Here is a 26,348-nt window from a genome sequence, read left to right on the forward strand (position 1 = left end):
TCGTAATAATTGGGACAGCTATCCATAGGAATGGGTAGATCCAAGGTTGATGCCGGATATGAGAGAAGAGATAGTATTCTATTGAATTGTTATAGAAACATATCACAACCTGCCTCGTTTGAACACTTCGCGTACACTATACGCATTTAATCAAAGATACTGCTGGGCGTATTAGAGCTACACCCAGCAGTTTATATAACCAATAATCAGTTAAGCATAAGACAATTTCCCCATCAATACTCCCCTAATTAATTTTTTCTGTCTTATGCTTAATTGACTATTGGTATTTTTATTTACATATAATTCACTAGAGATGTGAAGAAGGGCGGGAATAAATGATGCGCCAGTATGAAAGCAAACCTACTTATTACATATGGAAAACTAATGATTCAGATGAGGATGACATTTGCAAACAGAAACTCTATTGGCAGTCTATGGGGTTTCGTACTGTAGTTTTTCAGGATGGAGACTGTAATAAAGACATTAATATTGCTATGAAAGCAATTATTCAAAATCATCTTAGATCTTCTTAATACCTTGACTTTATCAATAATTATATATATTCTATATTTACATTGTGCTATATTATAAAGTGATTGCCGTAATAATGAATGGAGATTGGAATATGATAGTTGGATATGCCAGATTATCAAGAGATGAAGATAAAAAGAATTATATATCAATAGAAAATCAGAAAATGATAGGAAATCAGTTTGCATTAGAGAAGAATATGGTCATAGATCAGTGGTATGAGGATGATGGTGTTTCTGGATATAGCTTTAACCGTCCTGGTTTCGTTGATTTACTTAATAATTTAGAAAACATAGAGATTATAATAGCAAAAGATTTATCGAGAGTTGGTAGGCACAATGCGAAAGTGTTGTTATTACTTGATGAGTTGAAAGAAAAGGGGAAACGATTATTACTTGTTGATGATGATTATGATACCTTAAATGATGATGATGATGTAATTGGTATAAAAACATGGTATAATGAACGGTATGTGAAAGATGCTAGTAAGAAAATAAAAAGAGTAATAAGGGCACGTCAAAAGGAGGGAACATTTTTGACTGGAGTACCGTTCGGATATGAGAAAGATGTTAATGTTAAAAATAAAGTGAATATAGTAGCAGAAGAAGCTGAAATCGTAAAACGTATATTTAATCTTTATCTTGAAGGTTATGGATATAGAAAGATAGCCAATCTATTAACGGAGCAAGAAATTCCGACGCCTTCAGCTATGAGAAAAGATAGATTAATAAAACAAGGAAAAACAGTAAAGACCATACCAAGAGATCAGTGGAGTGATGGTATGGTAGGGGACATACTAAAAAATGATTTTTACCTTGGGACTTTTAGACAACATAAAAGAGAACGAATTCTTATTAATGGAAATGATACAAGAGTGTCTAAAGAAAATCAAATAGTTTTTAAAAATAATCATGAATCTATCATTACAATAAATGATTTCGAATTAGCCCAAGAGGCTATGAAAAAGCGAATGAGAACAAATTACAGAGGAAAAGGTGAAAACAGATTATTTGGTAGTTGTTTATTCTGCAAAGACTGTGGTTCAAGATTAACTCCAATCACTAGAAAGAATTCCAGCAAACAATATTATATCTGTAATACATATAATCAGAAGGGTAAGAGGTTTTGTAATAGGTCTCATCAAATAACTGAAGAATCATTGTTAAAGGACATATTAGCCTACATAAAACTATGTCGAAACGGTTTACAGCATATTATTGAGACTTATGATCTGAAGGATTTTACTACCGAACAAAGTAACCTGGAAGATAAGAGAAAGTTCTTAACCACTTCTATTGAAAACAAAAAAAATGAATTAAAGGGACTTTTAGCTCAGAAACTGAAGGAAACAACACTAAATGGGTTTGAACAATCAGTTCTGGCAGAAACTTATGAAGAATTACAGAAAGAAATTCTAGCTAAGTTAAATGGATACGAGAGTCAATTGCGTGAGTTCGATCAATCGCAAATGGAAACTGAAAATGTGAAAGATAAACTTGATACAGCAATTAAAGTAGTGGATAATATTATTGAAAAGAATAATATAACTGGCAAGGATATTGAAATTTTGGTTGACTCAATTATAGTTGATGAGGAAGGATTTCCAGATATAAAATTAAGATATGGATTAAGTGAAATAATAAAATACAATCCTTTAGAAGAATTAAATAGAAGAGAAAATGAAATCATACTGACTACGATGCAGCTTATTTGGAAAGAGGATAGGAATTATACTTCAGCTAAGTATTTATCAAGAGAGTTAACGAATGCAGGTTTCTCTAAATCTAAGAAATCTGTACTGCCATACATAGCAATTATGATTGATAAAGGGATTTTAAAAGCAACTGAGGACCCTTTAAAGCCTTATAATATTACGGTAAACAAGGATCACCTGAAAAATATGATCAATGTTTACATGGAGTCCTTGACGACCTGGGGGAATGCCGGAAATGGTATTCGAATATATTCTGAAAAAGAATGGAATTGACCCCAAGACAGATCTTAACATTGTACAGAATATTGAATTCGGATTAACAGCGCAGGCTTTTGCCGCAGGGACCGGAGATTATACCATCGAGTTTGAACCGGCTGCCACAGCCCTGGAGAAGGAAGGAACCGGTAAAGTGGCGACTTCTCTTGGAGTTGAGAGCGGAAAAGTACCGTATACCGTATATTCTGCCAAGAAAAGTTATATAGAGAAACATCCGGACATTATTCAGAAATTCACCAATGCCATTCAGAAGGGCCTCACTTATGTGAATTCACATAAACCGGAGGAAATTGCCAAGACGATTCAACCACAGTTTAAGGAAACAGATTTGGATACCCTTACTACCATTGTAAAAAGATATTATGACCAGCAAACCTGGAAAGATAACACGGTACTGGATGAAGACAGCTTCAACCTGTTACAGGATATTCTTGAGGACGGTGGAGTTATTACAACAAGAGCACCTTATGATAAGCTGGTAACAACAACTTATGCGGAGAAAGCAAAATAATATAAAAGATTCTAAATTGGTAAGGATTTTTTAATAGAGCAGCTATCTTAAGATGGCTGTTCTATTATGTCTGAGGCTGTTTCAAAGTCCGCTGTTCCATCTAAATCAGCTGACGACATTGTTAAAAACCTATAAAGGTAAATCAAGGTATTCCTTTAAAAGCTAATACTAATCAAAAGGAACCAAAGGAAATATCAGCTTACACGTTGCCTGAAATTGAAAGAAAATCGGAAATTAAGACACTTAAAGATTTTATTAAGGAAAAGGAAATTAAATTATCCTTTTGCATGAAATTGTGCATACTATTGGCTTAAAAGATATAAGCGCTTCAGTTGCATATAATAATAACTTCACGAGTGTCATGGTAGAGGTAGCAATAATGCTACCTCTTTTGATCAGCCTAATTAATAATAAGATACAAAAAAATCATAACTGATATGTCCTTGTGGCCAGTTGGCATTTACTTGTATAACGTAATTGTCGGATAAATTCGGTAAGAATAATAAATGGTTATCGGAAATTGGAATGTAGTTATCATGTACTTTATAACAGTCATTATAATCACTTTTTGAATAAATCCAATATTGTACTGTATAATTTGTTGGGGAAGTGGAAAACGTTAATAAAATAGAATTATTTGAATAAGGGATTTGTATTTCTGGTAAAGAATTAACTTTGTCCAAAGGGTGTAAAAAATTTTCACCGGTAATTTGTGTTGTTGTTCCATCGGTATTTTTAATAATCCATGTATAATAATATACAGGTATAGATATAGTATTATCCTTATAGTTTATAAAGCTTACATATAAAATTGGTAAATTATCCATTTAATATAATTTCTTTGCTTATAAATTTATGCATTGTATGCTTTAAACTACATATTAATTACAATACATTCCATTGATTCAAAGTAGGATAGGATTTGTGTTTGGTTAAAAATTGCTAAGATGAGACATATTCAAAAAATACATAATCTATTGATAATAATGAGTAGTTATTCTTTTAGACATTTTTTCTGTTCTGTAATTCTCTAAATCGAATATAAAATAAATCTAAGGTTTACCCTGTATTTATATGTTTAAAATTGAACGGTCGATAGAGAGCTCGAATTGAGGTAGCTCCAAATAGAATACATGACCCCAACCACCCCCAGGTCTAAGTGCCTGGGGATTTTTTAATGTATTTCCTTTAAGGTTAACAATTGGTAGTAAACTTTGCTATAAATGGATTATAAAAAATATTTAAAATAATAGTTGCAAAATACAACAGTTGTGATATGATATAGTTGTGAGGTGATAAATGTGAAAAAAAATTTAAGTAATGAATTACGAGAACTATTAAGAATCCTAGTTAGAAATCTGGGTATTTTGGAAAAGAGTGATGCCTCTTGCTGTGGTATAAGCTTAGCACAGTGCCATGCCATTGTTGAAATTGGAAGGGCAGATAAGATTTCATTAGTAGATTTGGCTGATATATTGGGATTAGATAAAAGTACAATGAGTCGAACTATTAATAACCTGGTAGATGCTGGCCTAGTGTTACGTGAACTTGATATGGAAAATAGACGTTATGTTATCATTCAGTTAACAGATAACGGGAAAATTATTTTTCGAAATACGGAAGAAAGCATGAATAATTATTATCAAGATGTTTTTAACTCAATACCAGAAGATAAAAGGGATCAGATAATCGAAAGTCTACAGCTTCTTACATCTGCAGTTGAAGAAAATCGTTGTTGTTAACTGAAATAACAAAATAAATGTTGGAGGTGACGAAATGTCTAAAAGTAAAAAAGACGAAATCAAGATGTATTATGGAGGTATAGCAAGAAGAGTTAGTGAGAATGCTAATAATTCTTGTGGATGTGGAGAATCATGCTGTGGTAATAACACGTATGAATCATTACTCTATTCAAAAGAGTTTATCACTGGATTACCCTTGGAGGCTATTAATGCATCATTAGGTTGTGCAAACCCTCTTGTGCTTGCAAGGCTGCAGCCAGGAGAAGTTGTTTTGGATCTGGGAAGTGGCGGTGGTATTGATGTACTGATATCTTCAAAGTATGTTGGTGATACTGGAAGAGTATATGGTCTTGATATGACGGATGATATGTTGGCATTAGCTAATCAGAACAAAGAGAAAAGTGGTGCTAGTAATGTTGAATTTATAAAGGGGTATATTGAAGATATTCCTTTAGAAGATGAATTTGTAGATGTTGTAACATCGAACTGTGTTATTAATTTAAGTGAAAGTAAAGAAATTGCACTTAGTGAAGCATATAGGGTTCTTAGAGATGGAGGAAGGCTTGCTATTGCTGATATTGTCCAACTAAAAGCTGTACCTGATGAAATAAAAGAAAATATACAATTATGGGTAGGCTGCATCTCAGGTGCTTTAACGGTTAATGAATACAGAAGGATATTAGAGCAAGTTGGCTTTAAAGATATTGAGATTACACCGGTTAATATCTATACGAAAGAGGTAATAAAAGACATTGCCGAGTCTAAAAACTTAGGAGCTATCTATTCAAAGCTAGATGAAGAAGCATTAGATGGAGCTTTTGCCGGAGCACATGTTAAGGCTTATAAATAGGGAGAGTAATATGGAATATGTAATTACGGAAATGAAAGAAACAGATTGGTCACAAGTGTCTGATATCTATACTGAAGGGATTAATACTAAAATTGCTACATTTCAAAGTGAAGCTCCCAGTTGGGAAGATTGGAATAATGGGCATAGTAAAACATGTCGTTTAGTTGCAAGATTAGAAAATGAAATACTGGGGTGGGCAGCGTTATCGCCTGTATCCAGTAGATGTGTATATGCTGGTGTTGCGGAATTAAGCATCTATATATCGGACAAATATAGAGGCCAGAAAGTGGGTACAGCGCTTTTAGAAGAGCTAATAAGGTTATCTGAAAAGAACGGATACTGGACATTACAGTCAGGAATTATTAAAGAAAATATTGCTAGCCTCAATTTACATAAGAAATGTGGTTTTAGAGAAATAGGATATCGAGAAAGACTAGGTAAAATGGATAATGGTAAATGGTATGATGTTGTGTTGGTTGAAAGAAGAAGTAAAATTGAAGGTTTATGATTGGAGGTGTAGTTTATGATAGCTTTAATAGTAGTGATGATACTTTTATTTGCTCTTTCATTATTTCCAAATGAAAATAATGCAGCTTACGATGAATACTGTCGTAATGAATGTTGGAGTAGAAGAAAGCCATGTTGCATAAGATAAATATCTATAAAGTGTACAATAAAATAGACTGCCTTAGGCAGTCTATTTATAAATGAACATATTGACGGGTGTCGATATGTTGTTTATAATATATATCGATAAATATAGATATGAGGTAAATTAATGAAAGAGGTATACGAACAAAATGCGAGAGTATTCAAAGCTCTATGTGATCCCAATCGCTTGATGATAATTGATTTATTAAAGAATGGTGAAAAATGTGCTTGTAACTTACTAGAAGAATTGAATATATCTCAATCAACTTTATCACATCACATGAAACTACTTTGTGATTCAGGTGTTATAAACTGTAGGAGAGATGGTAAATGGATGCACTATTCTCTTAGTATGAAAGGATTTACTAAAGCAAACCAATTATTAGCACAAATAATGGAGGCATCTGTATTGATTGATTTTGAAAATAGTTGCTGCTGTGAATAAAGTAGGAGGAGGTATATGAAAAGGATAGTTTTATATCCTATTCCAGTTGTGGTATGCCTTAATATTTAGGAGGAGAACAACTGGTGCATATTCTGTAATATAACGATATTACTGCAGCTAGTAATAATTTTGAACTGGCAATAGCCGTTGCTGTTGCAGTTTTTGGAATTACATCTAATCAAGTATTTGCAGCTGTCATAGGGCCATTAATAGAGGTTCCGGTTATGATTGCCTTAGTAAAACTGGCTTTATTTTTAATAAGAAGTTCAAGACAAAATATATTAATTAAAAACATAAAATAAAGGAGAAATAATATGAAAAAAATGTTTATTTACGAACCGGCTATGTGTTGTTCGACAGGTCTTTGCGGTGTATCTGTTGATCCTGAATTGTTAAGGATATCTACAACACTTAATAATCTAAAGAAAAATGGAATAATAGTAGAACGTTATAACCTATCGAATGCACCACAAGAATTTATTAATAACAAAGAGGTTAATGAGTTTATTAATATTAATGGAGTTGATGAATTACCAGTAATTGTCGTAGATAATACTATAGTTATGTCAGGGAGGTATCCTTCAAATGAAGAATTTGTGAAATTACTTGATGTACCTTCTGATATCCTTGTTAATAAGGCGAAACCAGTTCGGCTAAATATAAAAAAAGCTAAATCGAATGACTGTGGTTGTTCTGATGGAAGCTGCTGTTAATAATCATATAAGTTCATTTTGATAATTGACCACTCACATAAGTAATGTTATATAGGAGGAAATTTCATGGAATACTTTAATCCATACAATCTTCAGTTATCTAAATATCTATTTTTTACAGGTAAGGGAGGAGTCGGAAAAACCTCTATTGCATGTGCTACAGCAGTTACATTAGCTGATTCTGGTTATAAGGTTCTACTGATTAGTACAGATCCAGCGTCAAACTTACAAGATGTATTTGAAACTGAGCTAACCAATAAAGGGACGCCAATAAAAGAGGTTGATAATCTTATAGTAGCTAATCTTGATCCTATTGAAGCAGCGAAAGAATACAAAGAAGCTGTAATAGCACCTTATCGTGGTAAATTACCGGATGTAGTAATAAATAATATGGAAGAGCAATTATCTGGTTCTTGCACTGTAGAGATCGCAGCATTCAATGAATTTTCTAATTTTATAACAGATGAATCAATCAGTGAGAAATATAATTATATAATATTTGATACAGCACCAACCGGGCATACACTAAGAATGCTTCAACTACCTTCTGCATGGAGCGATTTTATAAGTGAAAGTACCCATGGGGCATCTTGTCTTGGTCAACTTTCCGGTTTAGAAGAAAAAAAAGAAATCTATAGAAAAGCTGTTGATACGTTAACTGATGAAAAAGCTACCTCCCTTATCCTTGTTACAAGACCTGAGTCAATGCCGCTAATTGAGGCAGAAAGAGCATCTAAAGAATTAAAGGTTATTGGAATCAACAATCAAATACTCATAATAAATGGTGTATTAGAAGCATTTAATGATTCTGTTTCAGAGTGTATGTATAACAAACAGAATAAAGCACTAAGTGAAATACCGGATGATTTAAAGAATATACCCAATTATCAATTACCACTTAGAAGTTATAATATTACAGGTATAAAAAATGTAAGATATTTTTTTAAGACTGATAATATTAGTCATGAGACGAAAAGTCCTAGTCTAGCAGAAAGTAAAGAACTTAAAGATGTTATAGAAGATTTATACAAAAGTAAAAAAAAGGTTATATTTACTATGGGGAAAGGTGGGGTAGGGAAGACCACGATAGCTGCAGCTGTGGCTTGTGGGCTGGCTGAAAAAGGAGTAAAAGTACATCTAGCTACTACAGATCCGGCAGCTCATTTGAAATATGTTATGAAAGAAAACTCTTTGATAACTATGAGTCATATAGATGAGCAGGCAGAGCTGATTAAGTATCAGAGTGAAGTCCTGGAAAAAGCAAGAAAAGTTATGTCAGAAGAAGATATCGCTTATGTAGAAGAGGATCTTCGCTCACCTTGTACGCAGGAAATTGCTGTATTTAGGGCTTTTGCACAGATAGTAGAAAAAGCTGAAAATGAGACGGTAATTATCGATACAGCACCAACAGGCCATACATTGCTTTTATTGGATTCAACACAAAGCTATCATCGAGAAATTGAACGAACACGAGGTGACATTCCGGAATCTGTTGAAAAGCTATTGCCAAGACTTTGTAATTCAGATGAAACAGAAGTTATAATCGTTACTTTAGCTGAAGCAACACCTGTTTATGAAGCCTTAAGACTAGAAGAAGATCTAAATCGTGCTAACATAGCGGTAAACTGGTGGATTATTAATGCATCATTTTATTATACTAGCACGTCGAATGAAATGCTGTTAGCAAAAGCAGAGCATGAGGTAGAATGGATTAAACGGATTGATAATCATACAAAAGGTAAATTTGCAGCTATTGATTGGAAGTCAAATGAAGTTAATGAAAGCCAATTGTGTCATTTTATAAACTAAGTAAATTAATATACTGATAATATCAAAAGTGAAAGACCGCATTCTCCATTTAATGTGGTCTTATGTTTTATAGTTTATTTATTCTTATGTAATTATTTTAATAAGTAATTATTTTCAATATAGAGGATTGCTGATAAATTAAATAAGCACAAGTATCTAACCTTGTACAATAACTAGATTCTTAATTTATAGTACCAATGTAAGATGAGTAAGAATCAATAATACTGATTAGAATTATTTTATTGAAATCAACTGCTTCCTGCTGTTAAAAAAACTTCTATAAGATAGATAACAGGCAATGAACGAAGATATCGATGTCGTTGAAAGCAGCATAAATGTTACCATTATCTGATACTTTATAGCTTCCATCGGTGACGATCCAGCGAGAATTAAACCGGTCATCATGCCGGGGAGGGATACGATACCTAGTGTTTTGGCCGAATCAATTGTCGGTAACATTCCTGTTTTTATCGAGTCACGTATGATCTCTATGGAAGAGGGAAGTATATCTGCTCCCAAGGAAAGCTTTGTTTCGACTTCTTCTCGTTTATTCTTAAAATCAGACACTATCTGCTTATAGCACAACCCTAACGCGACCATTGCATTACTGATAATCATACCACTGACAGGAATAATTTGATAAGGCTCATATTGTATTGTCTTTGATAAAAGAAGAATTGACAAAGTAACTATAGTTCCAACTACGATAGATAAGAATGATATAATAAGCCCCCTTTTAATGGCTTTACCTCTTCTGGCAGCATTATATGATGCATTGAAGATCATGAAAAGTATTAATAGAGTTGTAAAAAATGGGTTTTTAAAACCAAAAATATATTCCAAAATATATCCAACGATAACAAGCTGAACTACAGCCCTGATAACGCTAATAATGGTTTCCTTTTCAAGCTTGAGTTTTTGCCAATAGGAGAAAAAAAGTGCTACCAATACTAGAGAAGATGAGATAAGTAACGATGTAATACTGATGTTATTCATACCGTTCATTTTAATACCTCCAATGATTTAATTTCACCAGATTCTATCAACAATAATTTATTTGCATATTTCCTGCTTTGTTCAAGGTTATGGGTGATCCATAAAACAGTAGTACCATTATTATTTAGAGCCGATATAACATTTTCAACTATTACGGCATTATCCACATCAAGAGCTGAAGTGATTTCATCTAGAAGCAAAATTTCGGGCATAAATAGTAAGCTTCTTATTAGTGATATTCTTTGTTTTTCACCACCGGAAAGGTTTATGATATCTTTGTGCAGATAATCTCCATCCATATGAAACATGGAAAACAATTCATCTATTCTCTTTTGGTTGGGCTTGATGTTTCTTATAGTAAAAGGAAAATTAATATTTTCAATCACTGTATCTCCGAAAAGATAAGGAGATTGAAAACAGTAAACTATATTTTTTCTCAATTCTGTAGGATTGTAATCGAAAATATTTTTATTTTTATAAGATATAGTTCCTTTTATAGGGCTGATTAAGTGACTGCAAAGCTTAAGAAATGTACTTTTACCGCTGCCAGACGGGCCAACGATTGAAAAAAAATCGCCTTCTTCAATATCTACCGATATATTTTTTAGAATAGATTTGTTGTCACTTTCAAATGAAACGTTTTGAAATTCAAGTAATGACAAAATTCGCACCTCCGTATATTATCTGTTGTCAGAAGAAAATAGAGATTCTTTGTTGATGCTATTTAATAATTCTGAAAGAAGTTCTTTAAGATTCTCTTTTTTATTCTGTTCCAAAGTATTAAAAAAATTTTTTGAAAATAGCAAATCTTCTTCTATATGCTTCTCTACTATTATTTTCCCATCCGGTGTGACAACAAGCTCAATAGCTCGCCTATCAATATTTGTCCTAAGTCTTTCAATAAGTTTTTTCTTTTCCAGCCGGTCAATAATCCCAGTGAGAGTGGAAGGGGGAATGCAGTACTGTTTTGAAAGGTCTTTGACTAACACTTTTTCGTTGAGATATATTCTTTCTAATACATACATATCCTGAGGTTGGTTGTTTGAGGTTTGAAGCTGGTACTCGTTTTTATATTGAAAAACATCCAAGAGTTTATGGATTATAGTATTTTCATCCAAAGTGTATCCTCCTTTATAATGTAATACGGTTATCGTAAATTACGATAACCGTATTATAACATTGATTTGTACTTACAGCAATAGGAGATAAAGCGTTTAGTTCCTTTGCATGTTCGTGATGATAATCTCGTTCCATATTAATATAGCCTTTTTATTATTATATTCTAAATTAAAATTTCTTGTATCTCAATAAATAAATTCTAATAAACTTGAATCAGAATTCTCATAATGGTGCACATGAGGATTGGGTTCTTTTATTCGAGGCCAACCATGATGGGTCACAGAAGATATTATTCACACACTCACTAAGATTAATATACTCTTATTTCAAATATTCGTGCATACTTGTCCCCGTTTGTTGCCAATACCTTTACCGTTATTTTATCGCATTCTAACGGATTTTCAAGCTTATGAATCTTTAACCTGTAGTAATTATCAGAAACCTTTTCTGTATATATCTTTTTACCATTTAGGTAATAATTAATTTCATAATCTTTTACCAATTCTGGTGGTATTCCGGGCACTTGATTTAAATTAGTACGATGTGACATAGATAACATGATTTCCTTACTTAGGTTAGAGTCAAATTTCAGATGAATTTCTTTAACATTGACAGCCGAATTAAATACAAGACTCAACCATTCTCCGCCTGAAGCTATTTCCTCAGAAATCCAGCAGTTGGATTGCTCTTTTACCTTTCGGGATATACCGTTTATTACATTTTCACAGTTACCCTCTTCTATAGCGGAAGAGCATGATATAATTGCAGTTTTTGCAATGTCTGATTCATCCTCATTCTTGAATCCTGGAATGTAACAGTCATCTTTTATTAGTTTTTGCTGTAACTCCTTGATATATAGTGATACTTCAGCCGGGCTTAATCCTTTTTCAATTGCGATAGCTCCTGCAGTTCCCACAGCCTGCCCAACCACGGAACAAGTAGCCATAACCCGATTTGATCCAAAGGCCATATGGGAAGAACTTATGGCCCGTCCGGCAAGCATAAGGTTCTTAATATCCTTTGAATATAGGCTTCTATATGGAATCGTATATATTTTGTCCAAATGGATATAATCAGTGGGTTGAAGCTTTGTTTTTAATCCACCGGCAACATGCATATCCATGGGCCAGCCGCCATAAGCCACTGCATCTTCAAAGATTCTTCCTTCCAGCAAATCCGGTTCCTTTAGTATATAGTCACCTATAATCCTTCTGCTTTCTCGTTTTCCGGGTAAGAATCCTACCCAGTCAAGTACAAAGTTATCGGCCTTATGGTCTCCGTTGTTTTTGATATGGTCCCATACTCCATAAACGGCCTTAAGAAGATCATCTCGAATTACTTCACCATCAGCAACGATATCCAGACTGTCTCCCCCCAATTCTATCCACCAGTAACCATAGGTAATTTCATCATGATCTCTGAATTTCAGATCTTCTTCTGTATAGCTATTAGCCCAAAAAGGTTTTTCAAAGGGTACTGATTTTCCGAAATCAACTGCTTTAAATAAGAGGGTATTTCCCATTGTTACACTATCTGATTCGTACGGAGCAAATCTCTCACCGAATACCGATTTTCCTTCACGGCCGCACATATACCCTGCACCTGCTAAATAAGACAGGGTACCGTCACCTGTAGCGTCTACAAATATGTTGGCTTCTATATCAAAAATCTTCTCAGTGGTAAGCTGATTGGCTGTTATTTTCTTTATCTTATCCTTTTCTGTAATGACTTCTGTCATATGAGTATTAAGATAAAGGTCAAGCCCTTCCTGAAAACGGCACTTTTCCCATAAAACTGTATCAAAAATTGAGAAGGAGTGCTGAGGATTCCTTTTCCTATTTTCAAGCAATAATTCTTCTATAATTCCGGTTTCTCTTGAATCTGGTCTCTTGCCATGGGAATCTGCGCCGCATATATGCATTCTGATTTCTGAGCTTGCATTTCCTCCCAGCACAGGCCGGTTTTGAATTAATGCGGTTTTTGCATTGTGTCTGGCAGCTGATATTGCCGCACATACTCCTGACATTCCACCTCCTACGATTACGATGTCATATTTTTTAGAGATTGCCTTTTTACTCATTTTAGTACCTCCTATGAGAATTTCTTATAAAGGAATTATAAAGGAAGCAGAGATAAAACACCTTAAAAACACTGTTGATAATCTTAAAAATTCTGCAATATTATTGATGGAAAAGCAGAAATAAGTTAAAATTAGATTTAAAGATGAAGGGAGTTTGAAAGAATGCCAAAACAGGCTTATTCGGTATTAACGGATTATCTGAAACAAATCTCTTATGAGTTTGGAATTGCTATATGTATCAATGATTTTTCTGGTTTTCTGTTCCATGACCGGGAGCTGACCGAGCTTCTACAACCCTTTATGATTCACGGAAATCCTTACTGCATGATGATAAAATCAGATAAAGCTCTTTGGGATAAATGCCAAAGTATGAAAAAACCTATTGCAGAAAAATGCAGGGTACAAAAGGGCACTTTCTATGGAATGTGTCATGCAGGTGTTGAAGAATATATAGTGCCGATTACTTGCAATGGTCAATTAATCGGTACCATAAATGCAGGTGTGTTCTGTTCACATACGAAAGTAGGTGAACGATTTGTTAAGAGAATTTCACAGTCTTCTGCATTAAATGAGACCGCCCTTTTGAAGTTGTATTATTCGTCCTTAAATATGAAAATACCGGGGATTGAAAAAATAAACAGCCTTTTAGGCATTGCAGCAGAGTATATAGCGAGAATTTATTCTGATATTTCCTTGTCTCATCCTGATGTGTTAAACAATCTCAGGTACAATTCAAGTGAAGATAATATCCTGGGACATACTCTTGCGTTTGTCAAAAAAAACTATAAAAATCAGATATCAGTGCAGGATATTGCCCATTCATGCCATTGCAGTGAATCTTATATCAATCATACTTTTAAAAAGAAAATGCAAATTAATGTTAAATCATATATAAACCAGCTGAGAGTAGAGGATGCAAAGACATATCTATCAGGGACCGACTTGCCTGTTAAAACAATAGCATCTTTTCTAGGATTTAACGATTCAAATTATTTTTGTAAAGTATTTTCAGAAATATGCGGTGAGCCGCCAACTCAGTTCAGAAAAAATAAGTAATCCGCTAAGGATGCTAATTATAAAACAAAACAATAAAAGCGAGGAGATACAATATGGCAGGAATGTTTATGCGTTTTCCGCAAGGAAAAGCAAAAGCACTGACGTTAAGTTACGACGACGGAGTAGAGCAGGATATACGGCTCATAGATATTATGAATCACCACGGTCTTAAAGGAACCTTCAATCTTAACAGCGGTGAATATGCCTCAGAAGGTACGTTATACCCCAAGGGACATATTCATCGCAGAATGACGAAGGATCAGGCCACTGCACTTTATACTGATTGCGGTAATGAAGTAGCGGTACATGGGCTGACTCATCCATTCCTAGAACAACTACCCGAAAATATGGTTATGTGGGAGGTAATGAAAGATCGAAATAATCTGGAAACCCAGTTCCATACAATAATTCGTGGTATGGCCTATCCCTTTGGAACCTATAACGATATGGTTGTAGGTTGTTTGGAAAAAGCGGGAATTGTGTATGCAAGAACGGTTATATCCAACCATAATTTTAAGCTCCCCCAGAATTGGCTTCGACTGGAAACAACCTGTCATCACAATGACCCGGAGTTGATGCCCCTTTCCAAAAAGTTTGTGGAGCAGGCACCTCAGCGGGAAGCCTGGCTCTTTTATCTCTGGGGACACAGCTATGAGTTTGACAAACACGACAATTGGCAGGTGATTGAGGAGTTTGCTGCATATGTAGGTGACCGTGAGGACATCTGGTATGCTACAAATATTCAAATCTATGATTATATACAGGCTTTTGGAAGACTGGAATTCTCAGCAGATGGAATGCAGGCATTCAATCCAACATTCACGGATCTTTATTTTAAAAAAGATGAAAAGCTTTACTGCGTATCACCCGGAGAGAAATTAGATATCATCTGATAAGCTGCAAAAATCAAGAAATCAAATAGAGTTTAAAACAGAACTTTAAAATAGAGCAGCTATCCAACAGGACAACTGCTCTGTTTTAAATACTTAATCATTTTCTATTTGTTTTCCTTTGTAATTTGCTTCAGATCTTCTCTTAAGGGCCAAAATAGTTTAAAATCCAGTTTTTCGAGCTCTCTTTTCTGCTTATAACTAACCCTAAAGGTGATATTATCCGGAATTTCAATTCCGGGAGGAACATCATTTAGTAAAACACTGATATTTCTGTTAGTTCTAATATTTGAGATTTCCTCTGAAATACTTTCCAGCAAAATCTCATAATTTCCGTTGGTATCTTTAAACACTTCATACAGTTCTTCTTTTTTGGCATATTCATAGGAGTCCCCGGATGCAACCCAGTTTGTAAGGGCAGACTTACTAAATCTCCATTCTCTGCCTATCTTTCTAGCTGGTATATGTTCTTCATTTAGCATTTTTAACAGCGTTCTTTCACCTACCCCTAAAAAGGTACATGCTTGTTCTAACGTTAAAATATCATCATCCATCCAGGTTCCTCCTATTTATTGCTGTTTTTTATAGTAATGATTAAGTTTAAATTAATTAATGACTTATGAAATAATATAGATATTAAAAGAAATATATGAAAAAATTTATGCAATGATATTGAATTTGCTCTATTCTGCGAAATTATTTACCTTTAATGCTCAAAACCGTACATCGCTTGATGTTTCCTCAGTTTTAATATAACCTTACATTAGAAACTTTATTGGTGAAAATGTTCCGTTAGGAATTTAGGAGGTTTATTAAATGTATTGGAAAAAGAATATGGGGCCTTTGGATATGTCTAAGTTTCATGATGTTCTGATTGAGGATGAGGATGGAGGTCTACAGCCTAAGGATATGCCTTATTTTAAGGCCAAATTAATTGCACCGGGAACATGGCAGGTACTCAGTGACGGTGATTATACTTATGTAGTGGAAGGAGAGGACGAGCTGATTGCCATTGACAGTGGTATGGGTGCGGGAAACATTCGAGAATTCTGTCAGACTTTATCCGAAAAGCCTTTGTACCGTCTTTTTAACACACATAATCACTTTGACCATACCGCTAATAACTTTTTATTTGATGTTGTGTACATGTCACAGAAGAGTTATGAAGGCAGATGCCAGCCTTTCGGAGATTTCGAAGGCATGGAGATTCCGGATGACTATCCTGTTGTTTTCTTAAAGGATGGGGATGTTATTAACCTCAAAGGACGTGAATTGGAGGTCTTTCATATAGAAGAGCACTGCAGCGGCTCTCTTCAGTTTCTGGATCGAAAGGCACGTATTTTGTTCTGTGGCGACGAGTTGAACGGAAACTTCTTTGACAGCAGGATTTCGGTAGAACATTCATTCCGCAATGTCAAACGCTGGATGTCCATTCGAGATTCCTATGATATCCTCTGTGCCGGTAACGGCATTCATGATGGGAGCTATGTTGAAAGATATTATGAAACGCTGAAGTATATTCTTAACGGTCATGAGAATGAGGGGGAGGAATTCTATGTTCCTTATATGGATTCAAGAGCATCTGTTAATAGTAAGGAAGGTAAGCCGGTTTATCCACGACGCAGCCCCAATATGGATTTTGTGGCTGAGGCTATGAAGGCGGAGGGTTTCGGGAAACATCTTGAGCTTACCGATGGCAGAGGTTGTTTTTGTTTCATGAGAAAGCTAAACCCGGACGGAATCTTTGACAGACAATTAGAGATGAATGGCTGCAGGGTATGTTACTACCTTAATAGAATTTGGGATAAATAGAAGGAGAGGCAAAACATGAATAAAATAAAACCAAGAGCAATTATAACGACGGATTTGGAATGTGATGATATGAACTCACTAATCCATCTTTGTCTTTATCTGAATGAAATCGACATAGATGGTATTGTATATACCGCATCCCAGTTCCATTTTAATGGTGACGGAATACATACCCTTGGGGAAGTAAATACGAACTACCGCTGCCAGGGGGAAGCCGCATACAAGACTCATATCGGGTATCCTCATCCGGACCCGGAAGCCAAAAGTTTAAAGAGCTATCGTCCCTTCGAGGCTGGCTGGATAGAATCACTCTGGAAGAAGGAATATGCCCTTGCCTATCCATACTTACTGAAACATAACCCGGACTATCCTTCTCCTGAAAGATTATTAAGCATTACAAAGTATGGAAATATCGCCTTTGAAGGTGACGTCAGAGAAGATACGGAGGGATCTAACCTCATTAAAGAAGCTATTTTGGATAAGGATGAAAGAATACTCTACCTGCTTTCCTGGGGTGGTGTAAATACAATTGTTCGTGCCTTATTATCAATAGCAGATGAATATAAAAGTACGGACCAGTGGGAGAAGATCTATAAGTTAGTGTGCCGTAAGGTTAGAATTCTGGGCGTTTTTGATGGTGTCGGACAGGATAATAGTTACGAAGACCACGCAAAGGCGCTATACCCGGATATTAAAATACTGAATACGGATTTTATGTACGGTAGTTTTATGGCTTCCATAAGTGAGCAAGGGGATTGTATTGAAACCTTTCGCAGTGAGTGGCTGAAGAAAAATATAAAATACGGTCATGGGGATTTGATGTCTAAGTACGGTCTTTTTGGGGATGGAACTTACTTTGAGGGGGAACCGGAGATTTTTCAATATGGCACTCAGCTATCCTTAAACTGGGGATTTGACGCAATACCTAATGTGATTTTTAATCCCTATGACTTTCTGGGAGAGGGAGACAGCGGGACCTATGTGCTGCTGTTTGATGTTGGGTTAAGAGGACTAGAAAATGGGAACTATGGAACACTGCTGGGACGTGTTTTTGAAAGTGGTAACAGGCCGCAGAAGGGATACAACTACTTTACCGGAGATGTAGGCAACCCCAACCGGTTCCTGCGTGCATATCAGGAGGAATGGGCAGCCCGTGCCGATTGGTGTGTCAAACCCTTTGAAGAATGCAATCACCCCCCTATTGTCAGTGTGAAAAAAGGGGATATAACCGCTGCAGCCGGTGAAGTTGTTTTACTTGAGGGAAACGCTTCGGATCCGGATGGGGATTCTTTAAAATCATGTTGGTTTGTATATCATCAAGGCAGTAATTATTCCGGAATAGCAACGGATCTGCGTGTATGGGAACCGATGCATTTTTGTACTCGCTTTACAGTTCCAAAGGATGCCAAACCTGGTGATTATTTTAACTTAATCTTAGAAGTTCAGGATGATGCAAAAAAACCGATTACCCGTTATGCACAGGTAATTATTAACGTGAAAGAAGGAGAAGCTGAGAAAATGAAATAGATAAAATACAGGAAGAAAATTATCTAGAAAATTTATTTAACACAAGTAGTGAATAACGAAGGCTTTTAATACCAAGACTGCCATTGGAGGACTGTTTGAGATACTCAGTTCTTCTGGCAGTTTTATTTTATTAGGAGCGTTAAGATTTTCGATTTCTATGATTGCAAAGTTATTAGCATTATAAATTAATCTGTGTGTTGATTATATGTCATTTTATTAGTATACTTTATCTAAAATAGGTAGCCAACCCGGCTTAGACGAATGATTGTGAGAAAAATAATGAGCAGAAATAAAAATAATATACCGTTTATTTTTATATTACTTTTGATAGTTCTTATTATCGGTTTCCTTTTTATCATACAACCGGTTAAGAAGTTTGATACTTATGAGGTCAAAAGCACTTCCTTCAAAAAAGTACTCAAAAGAGATATGCTGGATTCAATTGTTAATAAGATGTTTACCGGCGAGAAAGATTTTCAATTTAGTTTATCGGAACAAGACGTAAATGATATTATTTCAGGAAAGACAGATCTACTAAAAAAGGGAAACCTTGATAGCTTGCATTGTGTAATAAAAGACGGATATGCTATTTTTTATGCAGACCTAAAGCTATTTTCAACCATAAGAACACAGGTAATATTGAAGACGAATATTCAGGTAAGAGATAATAATGTTATTATTAAGGTCGACAAAGCGTATATGGGCCGGCTTCCGGTTTTAAAAAGTTTCCTATTCGATATTCTAAAGGATAAAATGAAGAACGTAAATTCGGCTAACTCTGAAATAACCTTCCCCATTGTGCTTCCTGAAGCGATTACTGTAAATGATTTTGAAATCTCAAACAATATAAACTTTAAACTAAAAGTAACGATTAAATCAGTCAGTGATTTTCTTGCGTTGTTAAAATATTTTGAAAATGCAGAATAAATCGAAACACAAAGAAATTTTGTAAGATTATTATAATCCAAAGTCCGAGGCAATTGTCTCGGACTTTGTTAAGGTGCGCCGGCAGGCGTAAGTTCTAACGGGTTTATTATATTTAACCTTTGTGTAATGAGCTGTTTTTATCGATCTCTTTAGTAATTCGGTTTCTTAATTGAAGCAGATACATATCTGATTTAGGGAACAGTGGAAGGTTATTGGTTCGGAAAGCTCACCTTCCAAGAGGTCTAGAACATATTCTCTGCTTGTCAGGGATTCCAAAAGCTGGCAAGCCCTTAGGTCATTCAGGGCTTCGTTATGAACCATCATTCGGATAGACTCTTCCGGATGTCTTGCGGCGATTAGCAGTCTTTGGTATAATAAGGGAATACAAAGATTTACAGATGATTAAAACAGTCGTGCATAAAGAATTGGAGGAACAGGATGAATATAAAAAAAGTAGCAGTAGTTACAGGCGGAAATTCCGGCATGGGAAAAGCAACAGTAGCTGCACTTGCCGATAAGGGCTATAGTGTTGTAATGGCAGTCAGAAGCAGTGAAAGAGGAGAGGCAGCAAGAAAAGAACTTCTTGAGATAAAGCAGCAAAGAGATATCAAGGTTATGCAGTGTGATTTGGGTTCCATGGAAAGTGTCAGAAATTTTACAGAAGAGTTTAAGGATAATTATTCTTCCCTTGATGTATTGGTAAACAATGCAGGAGTTATCTCATTAAGCAGAAGAGAGACGGTGGATGGTTTGGAGGAGCAATTTGGAGTAAATCACATAGGGCATTTTCTCTTGACTCTTGGACTCTTAAGCTGTATGAAGAAAGGAAGCCGGATTATTAATGTTGCTTCCGGTGCACATAAGATAGGAAAGATACATTTTGATGACTATAATCTGACCAAGGGTTTTAAGCCTTTCTATGTAATAAGAGCTTATGGGCAATCAAAACTTGCCAATATCTTATTCACCAGAGAACTGGCAGAACGATTACGGGACAGAGAAATCATGGTGAATTGCTGCCATCCAGGTGCAGTGGCAACTTCGATAGGTGTAGATAGAAATACTGGGTTTGGTAAAGGGATAACTTCATGTTTAAAGCCTTTCTTCTTAAGTCCGGAAGAAGGTGCGAAGACAGCGGTATATTTGGCCACGGAAGCGATGGGAGGAATGGTTACCGGGAAATATTTCTACCGTAATCAGATGGCAAAGACCTCAAAGGCAGCAAAGAGTAGAAAGATGGCAAGAGAACTCTTCGAGTTAAGTGAAAATATTACGGGAGTAAGCTTTGAAGATGCAACTAAAAGATAGGATTTGAGATCAGATCATAATAGACTTAGGCTGCTTGTTTGTTTTTAAAATAGGTGGTAATAAAAAGCATGCTGAAAAGGAGCAGATTATATATATGAAAAGGTATAAAAAACGAAAAGAATTCAGTCTTTGGGTGTGGATAGCCTTATTCCTTTTATTTGTAGCGGTCATGATAGGAGTATGCTATCTTATTAGCTGGCACTACCATTTTCAATATATGCATGTTCTGGAGAATGTGGGAATTCTATTACTTGCAGCAGGAGGGCTATCCTTTTTTGGAGATATTAGCATTCGAAGCAACGTAAAAGATAATCAGACCAAATTAAACAGTGAGTGGTCCAGAGGTTTGAGTGAGGACCTGAAGCTGGCAGCAGGCAGCCGAGTATTTTCTATAATATTAGGCATCGCCGGATTAATATTGTTAGTTATTCCGATTTTATAGCTTTCTTATAAAGAAAGTTTAAAGCAGAAGGTCAGATATACTTCAATCCAGATAATCCGGATAATCTATATGTCAATATAAAGACAGATTGGATTGATAACTCCTATGTGATTTTTACAGTAAAGCAGCAATAAAAATAAGGGCTGTTCCCATGGCATTTATGTACAGACCTCTCATAAGTTAGAATTAGTCTGACTTATAAGGGGTACTCAATAGGAAACAGTCCTTTTACAATTCAGAAATTAAATACTTACATGCGCGTAGCGGCATCCAAAGCTAGAGCTGACCGTTCACATTCCTCTGTCAGCATGGTGATTTGATAGCAAAGAGGACTTCCTTTCATTTTCTCGGATACATAACTAAGTCCGTTGGTACGTTCATCAAGGAGAGGATGATCGATTTGCCCGGGATCACCAAGAAGAATGACTTTGGTACCCTTTCCGACTCGGGTTACGATACCTTTTACCTGCTTCGGTGTCAGATTCTGAGCTTCGTCGATTATCAGATAAGTATGGGTAATAGAGCGGCCACGGATGAAATTCATAGCCTCCGCCATTATGATACCCCGGGAAAACAATTCGTCTATCTTGCCTTTTAACTCTTTTTCATTCTTATATCGCTCATTCTCGTTTCTGTCGACCAGGATTTCCAGATTATCAATGATGGGTCTTAGAAAAGGCGCGATCTTTTCCTGCTCTGTTCCGGGCAGAAAACCGATATCATCATCAAATTGAACATTGGGTCTTGTAATTAAGATTCTGCGGTAGTGCTTCTTATCGGTGTTAAATATTTGATCAAGACCTACCGCAAGGGAATAGAAAGTCTTAGCTGTACCTGCAGGGCCTTTGACAATAACCAGAGGAGCGGTCTCCGCTTCCAACAACAGTGCTTCTTGAAGAAATTTTTGACCAACATTGGCAGGCTTAACACCGAAAGGTTCCTCTTTCAGATTTTTGAGGGGAAGGATAAGCTTGCCGTTATACCTGCCAAGAAGTGTTTTTTTCGCATTGGTCTCAGAATGTATAATAAAAAATTGATTATTTATAGGTTTAACCTTTTGCCTGAAGGAGGCATCCTCATTATGGGAGGGATTCGTTGCAGGAAGATATATCTGATCTATGGAAATTCCCTTTTTCTTAAATTCACTCATAGCTTTATCAGAAGTGAATACATCCAACCGGCCTGAATATTGATCTCCAAGTTGAGGAGATTGTTCAGTGGTGAAATCCTCAGCGATAATGCCGATTTTTTGGGATTTCAAGCGCACAAGGATGTCTTTCGTAACAAGTATTACACATTCTCCCTGTTCTGCAAGTCCTTTACATACCTTTAGTATTCGATTATCATTGGAATCGGATATAAAACCAAAGGGAAGGTCCACATGTACGAAATTAGCTTCTATTTTAAGAAGGCCACCCTTATTTAAGGAAACTCCTTCAAAAAGATTGCCGGTTTGCCTTAACTGCTCCAGATAGCGGATAGATTGTCTGGCATTGGCCCCGCGCTCACCTTCTTCATTCTTTAATTTATCTAATTCTTCTAATACAGCGATGGGCAATACCACCTTGTTTTCTTCAAATGAAAGCAGAGCATAAGGAGATTGAATCAAAACATTCGTGTCTAAAACATAAGTTTTTGTCATGGGAAACCTCCATTGTTATTGTTTTCAAATTCCGACGTCCGGTAACATAACCTGGAAATGCTTGGGTAATGAAAAAAGCTCACTGCGAAAAGGGCAGTAAGCTTACTTAGGAATGATAGCGGGATAAAGGGACATAGATATATTTTCTGGATAAAAAATGACGTTTGACAAAGAAAAAGAACATTCCAATACTAGAAAGAAAGGAAAGAATCCAAAAAGCCGGTTTCCACAGAACTTGCAGTATCATCATAGGCTTAACCTCCCAGAGATTATAGAAAAAGTGATTTTGCATCTACTTTAGTTATAGCTTATAGTGTAATAACTTGCTATCACAAGGATGTAAAGTATTTATCATATAAATGTAAACCTCTATATTCACAACTGTAAAACAAATCAAACCGTAACTGCTTTTACATGTTTGCAGTTACGGTTTGATTTGTTTTTACAGAATGGATACTTAAGTAATCGGATACTTATTTTATTCTTCTGCAGTAGTATTAGTATCTTCAGAAACTTTGGTTGCATTGTCGCCGACATTGCTCTTACAGCCGCAGCCACAGGAGTCTTCTTCTTCATCGTCATCAAAGTCATCGTCAAAATCATCATCAAAGTCTTCCAGATAATCAGGGGTAAAATATCTGTAAACAGCGTAAGCAATACCTGCTACAGCAGCTACAGCACCGATTACAGCCAATATCATTACGATGCAGTTGCCGGATTTTTCCTCATGTTTTTTGTGTAATAAATCCCCTAGCTTTACCGCATTTAGTAAATCTTCCATCTTTGCATTCATAATAGCACGTCCTTTCTGGGTATACTTTCTGTGTATAATAGTCATTTCCATTTCATCAAGTTTATTATACCACGAACAGGTTCATTTTACTATAAAAAAACTGGGAAATGGTTGAATTTATGATAATTTCTGTAATTTTGCAAAGGAGGCAAGCATTTTTTTCGTGCCTGCCGCGGAGAAATCTACAGTAACTTCATAGTCTTTTCCCGCATTATTAATGTTTGTTACCAATCCAACTCCAAACTTGATATGAGAAACCGTATCACCGATTCCGTAGTCTATCTTACCAAGATTGCTGCCACCGAATTCCCTTGGCTGTGGTGCAGTAGATTTGTTTTTGTCAAATATACTTCCGGCATAGATATCTCTGTTATTTAAGGTGCCGGCCTGACCAGAGGAATTAGAGAACTTCTCTTTATAGTTTACACCGGAAGGCTGGTAACCATTCCCCGGACGGGTTACTCCTGCCGGCTGTAACCGGTTATTAAACTCCGGTACCAGACTGGCATGGGAATTACTGCGGAAGGGATTGGAATTAAAAGGATTCTGTTCCATCGTAAGTAAATATCGCGGTATTTCACGGATGAATCGGGAAGGTCTGTTAAATTGTGTTTCACCTCTTAGCATTCGCTGGTTGCAGGCACTCAAGGAAAGTCGCTTCATAGCTCTCGTTATACCAACATAGCAGAGTCTTCGCTCTTCCTCAATCTCAGTCTCCGGGTCATCTGCATGGATGGACATATAGCTTGGAAAAATACCTTCTTCCATACCGCACAGATAAACATATGGAAATTCCAGGCCCTTTGCACTGTGAAGGGTCATCAGAACCACTACATTATTATCTTCTGCCAGATTATCAAGATCTGATACCAATGCAACTTCTTCCAGAAAATCACTGAGAGTAGGAGGTTCTAAGGCGGCTTCTTCAAAAGCAACGATTTTACTCTTTAATTCTCCGATAATCTCAATTCTGTCGTCTTCATTCTCAAGTTCCTGCTCTTTTAAATCCTCTATGTAACCGGTAGCTTCAATGATTTCATCCAATAAGTTGCTGATAGAGTAATCCGGTTGAGCTATCTTGGATTTTAGAATTTCTATAAGGCTGACAAAGGGAGAGATTTTAGATGCTGCCCTTTGAAGACCGGGTATATAGTCTGCCTGACGGAGAGCTTCATAAAAGCTGATATTGTTTCTGGCGGCATAATCGTCTACTTTATCGATGGTAGCTAGTCCGATTCCTCGCTTTGGTATATTGATAATACGCTTAACAGCAAGGCTGTCCAGACCGTTATCAATGGTTTTTAAATAGGAGAGCAAATCTTTTACTTCTTTACGGGCATAAAAGTTGATACTTCCGATGATTTTATATGGTATATTCTTTACCACCAGTTTCTCTTCAAAGATACGGGACTGGGCATTGGTGCGGTAAAGAATAGCAAAATCCTGATAGGTCGCTTCTTCTGACTGTACAGTCTGGTATATTTCGTTCACAATATATTCAGCTTCCTGAATATCTCTGTCAAATTGGGTAAAACGTACAGAGTCACCTTCTCCGTTGTCAGTCCAGAGGGCTTTGTCTTTTCGTCCTACATTGTTTGCAATTACTTCATTAGCAGCTTCTAAGATCCGTTTTGTGGAACGGTAATTTTGCTCCAGCTTGATAACCTTTGCATCCGAATACTCTTTCTCAAAATTCAGGATATTATAGATATTAGCTCCCCGGAACTTATAGATGGATTGGTCATCATCACCTACAACGCACAGGTTATGTTCTCTTACACCGTTATCATTCATACCGTCTGCCATAAGCTTGATAAGTTTAAACTGAGCAGTATTGGTGTCCTGGTACTCGTCCACCATAATGTACTGGAAGCGTCTCTGATAGTAAGTCAGGGCTTCCTTGCTGGTCTGAAACAACTCTATCGTCTTAAAGATCAGATCATCAAAATCCAGGGCGTTGTTCGCTTTAAGACGTTTTTGATACTCTTTATAGACAGAAGCATATTTCTGTTTTGTAAAGTCACCAACCGCACGCAGTTCGTATTCTTCGGGAGTTACTAACTCGTCCTTGGCAGAGGAGATAACTGAGAGAAGGCTTCGTTCCTTCATATTCTTCGTATCAATTTGTAGATATTTGCAGACCTCTCTCATCAATGTTTTCTGATCGTCGCTGTCATAGATGGTAAAACCTTTATCGTAACCCAATGCATCAATCCATCTTCTTAGTATCTTAACACATGTGGAATGGAAGGTACTGACCCAGATATTCTCGGAGCCATATCCCACGATTTTATCCACACGTTCTCTCATTTCTCCGGCAGCCTTATTGGTAAAGGTCAAGGCAAGTATATTCCAGGGATTTACTCCTTTGTTCTCCATCAGATAGGCAATCCGGTGGGTTAATACACGGGTTTTGCCGGAGCCGGCTCCTGCCAGTATAAGAAGCGGCCCTTTATCATGTTCCACAGCCTTTCTCTGTTCTGTGTTTAAGGTATCGTAAATGCTCATGTTAAT

The 26,348-nt window shown here is 36.1% G+C and carries 25 protein-coding genes and 1 pseudogene; 16 read left to right on the forward strand and 10 right to left on the reverse strand.

Annotated elements, in window-relative coordinates; translation table 11 throughout:
• The first annotated feature begins 335 nt into the window (after nucleotides 1–335).
• From bsdcttw_RS07665 to bsdcttw_RS07675, 3 genes and pseudogenes are all read left to right on the forward strand, one after another.
• A complete protein-coding gene (locus bsdcttw_RS07665) occupies nucleotides 336–533 on the forward strand; it encodes a hypothetical protein (protein ID WP_185258792.1) in 198 nt (65 codons plus the stop codon).
• A gap of 92 nt (nucleotides 534–625) precedes the next feature.
• Nucleotides 626–2,518, forward strand: a complete 1,893-nt coding sequence (locus tag bsdcttw_RS07670) for a recombinase family protein (protein WP_185258793.1) — start codon at nucleotides 626–628, stop codon at nucleotides 2,516–2,518.
• A pseudogene (locus tag bsdcttw_RS07675) lies at nucleotides 2,460–3,032 on the forward strand (ABC transporter substrate-binding protein); the annotation flags it as partial. The gene bsdcttw_RS07670 and the pseudogene bsdcttw_RS07675, both read left to right, overlap by 59 nt.
• A gap of 404 nt (nucleotides 3,033–3,436) precedes the next feature.
• Here the strand turns inward: bsdcttw_RS07675 and bsdcttw_RS07680 are convergent.
• Complete coding sequence (locus tag bsdcttw_RS07680; RefSeq protein ID WP_185258795.1) at nucleotides 3,437–3,859, reverse strand: hypothetical protein; 423 nt, start codon at nucleotides 3,857–3,859, stop codon at nucleotides 3,437–3,439.
• 474 nt (nucleotides 3,860–4,333) lie between these two features.
• Here bsdcttw_RS07680 and bsdcttw_RS07685 point away from each other — a divergent pair, with 474 nt between their 5' ends.
• From bsdcttw_RS07685 to arsA, 6 genes are all read left to right on the forward strand, one after another.
• Nucleotides 4,334–4,774: a MarR family winged helix-turn-helix transcriptional regulator gene (locus bsdcttw_RS07685; protein WP_185258796.1), complete on the forward strand. Its 441-nt coding sequence runs from the start codon at nucleotides 4,334–4,336 to the stop codon at nucleotides 4,772–4,774.
• A 34-nt stretch (nucleotides 4,775–4,808) separates the two neighbouring features.
• Nucleotides 4,809–5,624 carry an arsenite methyltransferase gene (arsM, locus tag bsdcttw_RS07690; RefSeq protein WP_185258797.1) on the forward strand — a complete coding sequence of 272 codons (816 nt, stop codon included), beginning with the start codon at nucleotides 4,809–4,811 and terminating at the stop codon, nucleotides 5,622–5,624.
• Between the two features lie 10 nt (nucleotides 5,625–5,634).
• Nucleotides 5,635–6,132 (forward strand): GNAT family N-acetyltransferase, encoded by a 498-nt coding sequence (locus bsdcttw_RS07695; protein WP_185258798.1) that lies wholly within the window; start codon nucleotides 5,635–5,637, stop codon nucleotides 6,130–6,132.
• A gap of 270 nt (nucleotides 6,133–6,402) precedes the next feature.
• Complete coding sequence (locus bsdcttw_RS07700; RefSeq protein WP_185258799.1) at nucleotides 6,403–6,720, forward strand: ArsR/SmtB family transcription factor; 318 nt, start codon at nucleotides 6,403–6,405, stop codon at nucleotides 6,718–6,720.
• 314 nt (nucleotides 6,721–7,034) lie between these two features.
• Nucleotides 7,035–7,433 carry an arsenite efflux transporter metallochaperone ArsD gene (arsD, locus tag bsdcttw_RS07710; protein WP_185258800.1) on the forward strand — a complete coding sequence of 133 codons (399 nt, stop codon included), beginning with the start codon at nucleotides 7,035–7,037 and terminating at the stop codon, nucleotides 7,431–7,433.
• A 66-nt stretch (nucleotides 7,434–7,499) separates the two neighbouring features.
• Entirely contained in the window at nucleotides 7,500–9,242 is a 1,743-nt protein-coding gene (gene arsA, locus bsdcttw_RS07715; RefSeq protein ID WP_185258801.1) for an arsenical pump-driving ATPase, read from the forward strand.
• Nucleotides 9,243–9,476: 234 nt separating this feature from the next.
• On the opposite strand, the gene bsdcttw_RS07720 is transcribed toward arsA, so the two are convergent.
• The 5 genes from bsdcttw_RS07720 to bsdcttw_RS07735 form a co-directional block, all read right to left on the reverse strand.
• Complete coding sequence (locus bsdcttw_RS07720; RefSeq protein ID WP_185258802.1) at nucleotides 9,477–10,247, reverse strand: ABC transporter permease; 771 nt, start codon at nucleotides 10,245–10,247, stop codon at nucleotides 9,477–9,479.
• Nucleotides 10,244–10,900, reverse strand: coding sequence for an ABC transporter ATP-binding protein (locus bsdcttw_RS07725; protein WP_185258803.1), 657 nt, complete (start codon nucleotides 10,898–10,900; stop codon nucleotides 10,244–10,246). Before bsdcttw_RS07725 ends, bsdcttw_RS07720 begins: the two co-directional genes overlap by 4 nt.
• An 18-nt stretch (nucleotides 10,901–10,918) precedes the next feature.
• Complete coding sequence (locus bsdcttw_RS07730) at nucleotides 10,919–11,356, reverse strand: MarR family winged helix-turn-helix transcriptional regulator (RefSeq protein WP_185258804.1); 438 nt, start codon at nucleotides 11,354–11,356, stop codon at nucleotides 10,919–10,921.
• Nucleotides 11,357–11,369: 13 nt separating this feature from the next.
• Nucleotides 11,370–11,492: a hypothetical protein gene (locus bsdcttw_RS25220; RefSeq protein ID WP_269140617.1), complete on the reverse strand. Its 123-nt coding sequence runs from the start codon at nucleotides 11,490–11,492 to the stop codon at nucleotides 11,370–11,372.
• Between the two features lie 175 nt (nucleotides 11,493–11,667).
• Nucleotides 11,668–13,437: an FAD-dependent oxidoreductase gene (locus bsdcttw_RS07735; protein WP_185258805.1), complete on the reverse strand. Its 1,770-nt coding sequence runs from the start codon at nucleotides 13,435–13,437 to the stop codon at nucleotides 11,668–11,670.
• A 162-nt stretch (nucleotides 13,438–13,599) separates the two neighbouring features.
• Between bsdcttw_RS07735 and bsdcttw_RS07740 the strand changes: the two genes are divergently transcribed.
• Together bsdcttw_RS07740 and bsdcttw_RS07745 are read left to right on the forward strand one after the other, a co-directional pair.
• The gene (locus tag bsdcttw_RS07740) at nucleotides 13,600–14,493 is read left to right on the forward strand and encodes a helix-turn-helix domain-containing protein (protein ID WP_185258806.1); all 894 of its coding nucleotides are present in this window, start codon (nucleotides 13,600–13,602) and stop codon (nucleotides 14,491–14,493) included.
• Between the two features lie 53 nt (nucleotides 14,494–14,546).
• Nucleotides 14,547–15,386, forward strand: a complete 840-nt coding sequence (locus bsdcttw_RS07745) for a polysaccharide deacetylase family protein (RefSeq protein ID WP_185258807.1) — start codon at nucleotides 14,547–14,549, stop codon at nucleotides 15,384–15,386.
• A gap of 104 nt (nucleotides 15,387–15,490) precedes the next feature.
• On the opposite strand, the gene bsdcttw_RS07750 is transcribed toward bsdcttw_RS07745, so the two are convergent.
• Nucleotides 15,491–15,937 (reverse strand): helix-turn-helix domain-containing protein, encoded by a 447-nt coding sequence (locus tag bsdcttw_RS07750; RefSeq protein ID WP_185258808.1) that lies wholly within the window; start codon nucleotides 15,935–15,937, stop codon nucleotides 15,491–15,493.
• A gap of 262 nt (nucleotides 15,938–16,199) precedes the next feature.
• Here bsdcttw_RS07750 and bsdcttw_RS07755 point away from each other — a divergent pair, with 262 nt between their 5' ends.
• From bsdcttw_RS07755 to bsdcttw_RS07775, 5 genes are all read left to right on the forward strand, one after another.
• Nucleotides 16,200–17,195, forward strand: coding sequence for an MBL fold metallo-hydrolase (locus bsdcttw_RS07755; RefSeq protein ID WP_185258809.1), 996 nt, complete (start codon nucleotides 16,200–16,202; stop codon nucleotides 17,193–17,195).
• A 15-nt stretch (nucleotides 17,196–17,210) separates the two neighbouring features.
• Nucleotides 17,211–18,722 carry a nucleoside hydrolase-like domain-containing protein gene (locus bsdcttw_RS07760; RefSeq protein WP_185258810.1) on the forward strand — a complete coding sequence of 504 codons (1,512 nt, stop codon included), beginning with the start codon at nucleotides 17,211–17,213 and terminating at the stop codon, nucleotides 18,720–18,722.
• Nucleotides 18,723–19,001: 279 nt separating this feature from the next.
• The gene (locus bsdcttw_RS07765) at nucleotides 19,002–19,649 is read left to right on the forward strand and encodes a hypothetical protein (protein ID WP_185258811.1); all 648 of its coding nucleotides are present in this window, start codon (nucleotides 19,002–19,004) and stop codon (nucleotides 19,647–19,649) included.
• Nucleotides 19,650–20,087: 438 nt separating this feature from the next.
• Nucleotides 20,088–20,957: an SDR family oxidoreductase gene (locus bsdcttw_RS07770; RefSeq protein WP_185258812.1), complete on the forward strand. Its 870-nt coding sequence runs from the start codon at nucleotides 20,088–20,090 to the stop codon at nucleotides 20,955–20,957.
• Between the two features lie 94 nt (nucleotides 20,958–21,051).
• Complete coding sequence (locus bsdcttw_RS07775) at nucleotides 21,052–21,399, forward strand: hypothetical protein (protein ID WP_185258813.1); 348 nt, start codon at nucleotides 21,052–21,054, stop codon at nucleotides 21,397–21,399.
• Nucleotides 21,400–21,649: 250 nt separating this feature from the next.
• Here bsdcttw_RS07775 and bsdcttw_RS07780 read toward each other — a convergent pair whose 3' ends face one another.
• From bsdcttw_RS07780 to bsdcttw_RS07790, 3 genes are all read right to left on the reverse strand, one after another.
• Nucleotides 21,650–23,041, reverse strand: coding sequence for a PhoH family protein (locus bsdcttw_RS07780; RefSeq protein ID WP_185258814.1), 1,392 nt, complete (start codon nucleotides 23,039–23,041; stop codon nucleotides 21,650–21,652).
• Nucleotides 23,042–23,519: 478 nt separating this feature from the next.
• Nucleotides 23,520–23,834 (reverse strand): hypothetical protein, encoded by a 315-nt coding sequence (locus tag bsdcttw_RS07785; RefSeq protein ID WP_330602404.1) that lies wholly within the window; start codon nucleotides 23,832–23,834, stop codon nucleotides 23,520–23,522.
• 117 nt (nucleotides 23,835–23,951) lie between these two features.
• Nucleotides 23,952–26,342: an ATP-dependent helicase gene (locus bsdcttw_RS07790; RefSeq protein ID WP_185258815.1), complete on the reverse strand. Its 2,391-nt coding sequence runs from the start codon at nucleotides 26,340–26,342 to the stop codon at nucleotides 23,952–23,954.
• Between the last annotated feature and the right edge of the window lie 6 nt (nucleotides 26,343–26,348).

This window comes from Anaerocolumna chitinilytica (assembly GCF_014218355.1).
Classification (GTDB): domain Bacteria; phylum Bacillota; class Clostridia; order Lachnospirales; family Lachnospiraceae; genus Anaerocolumna; species Anaerocolumna chitinilytica.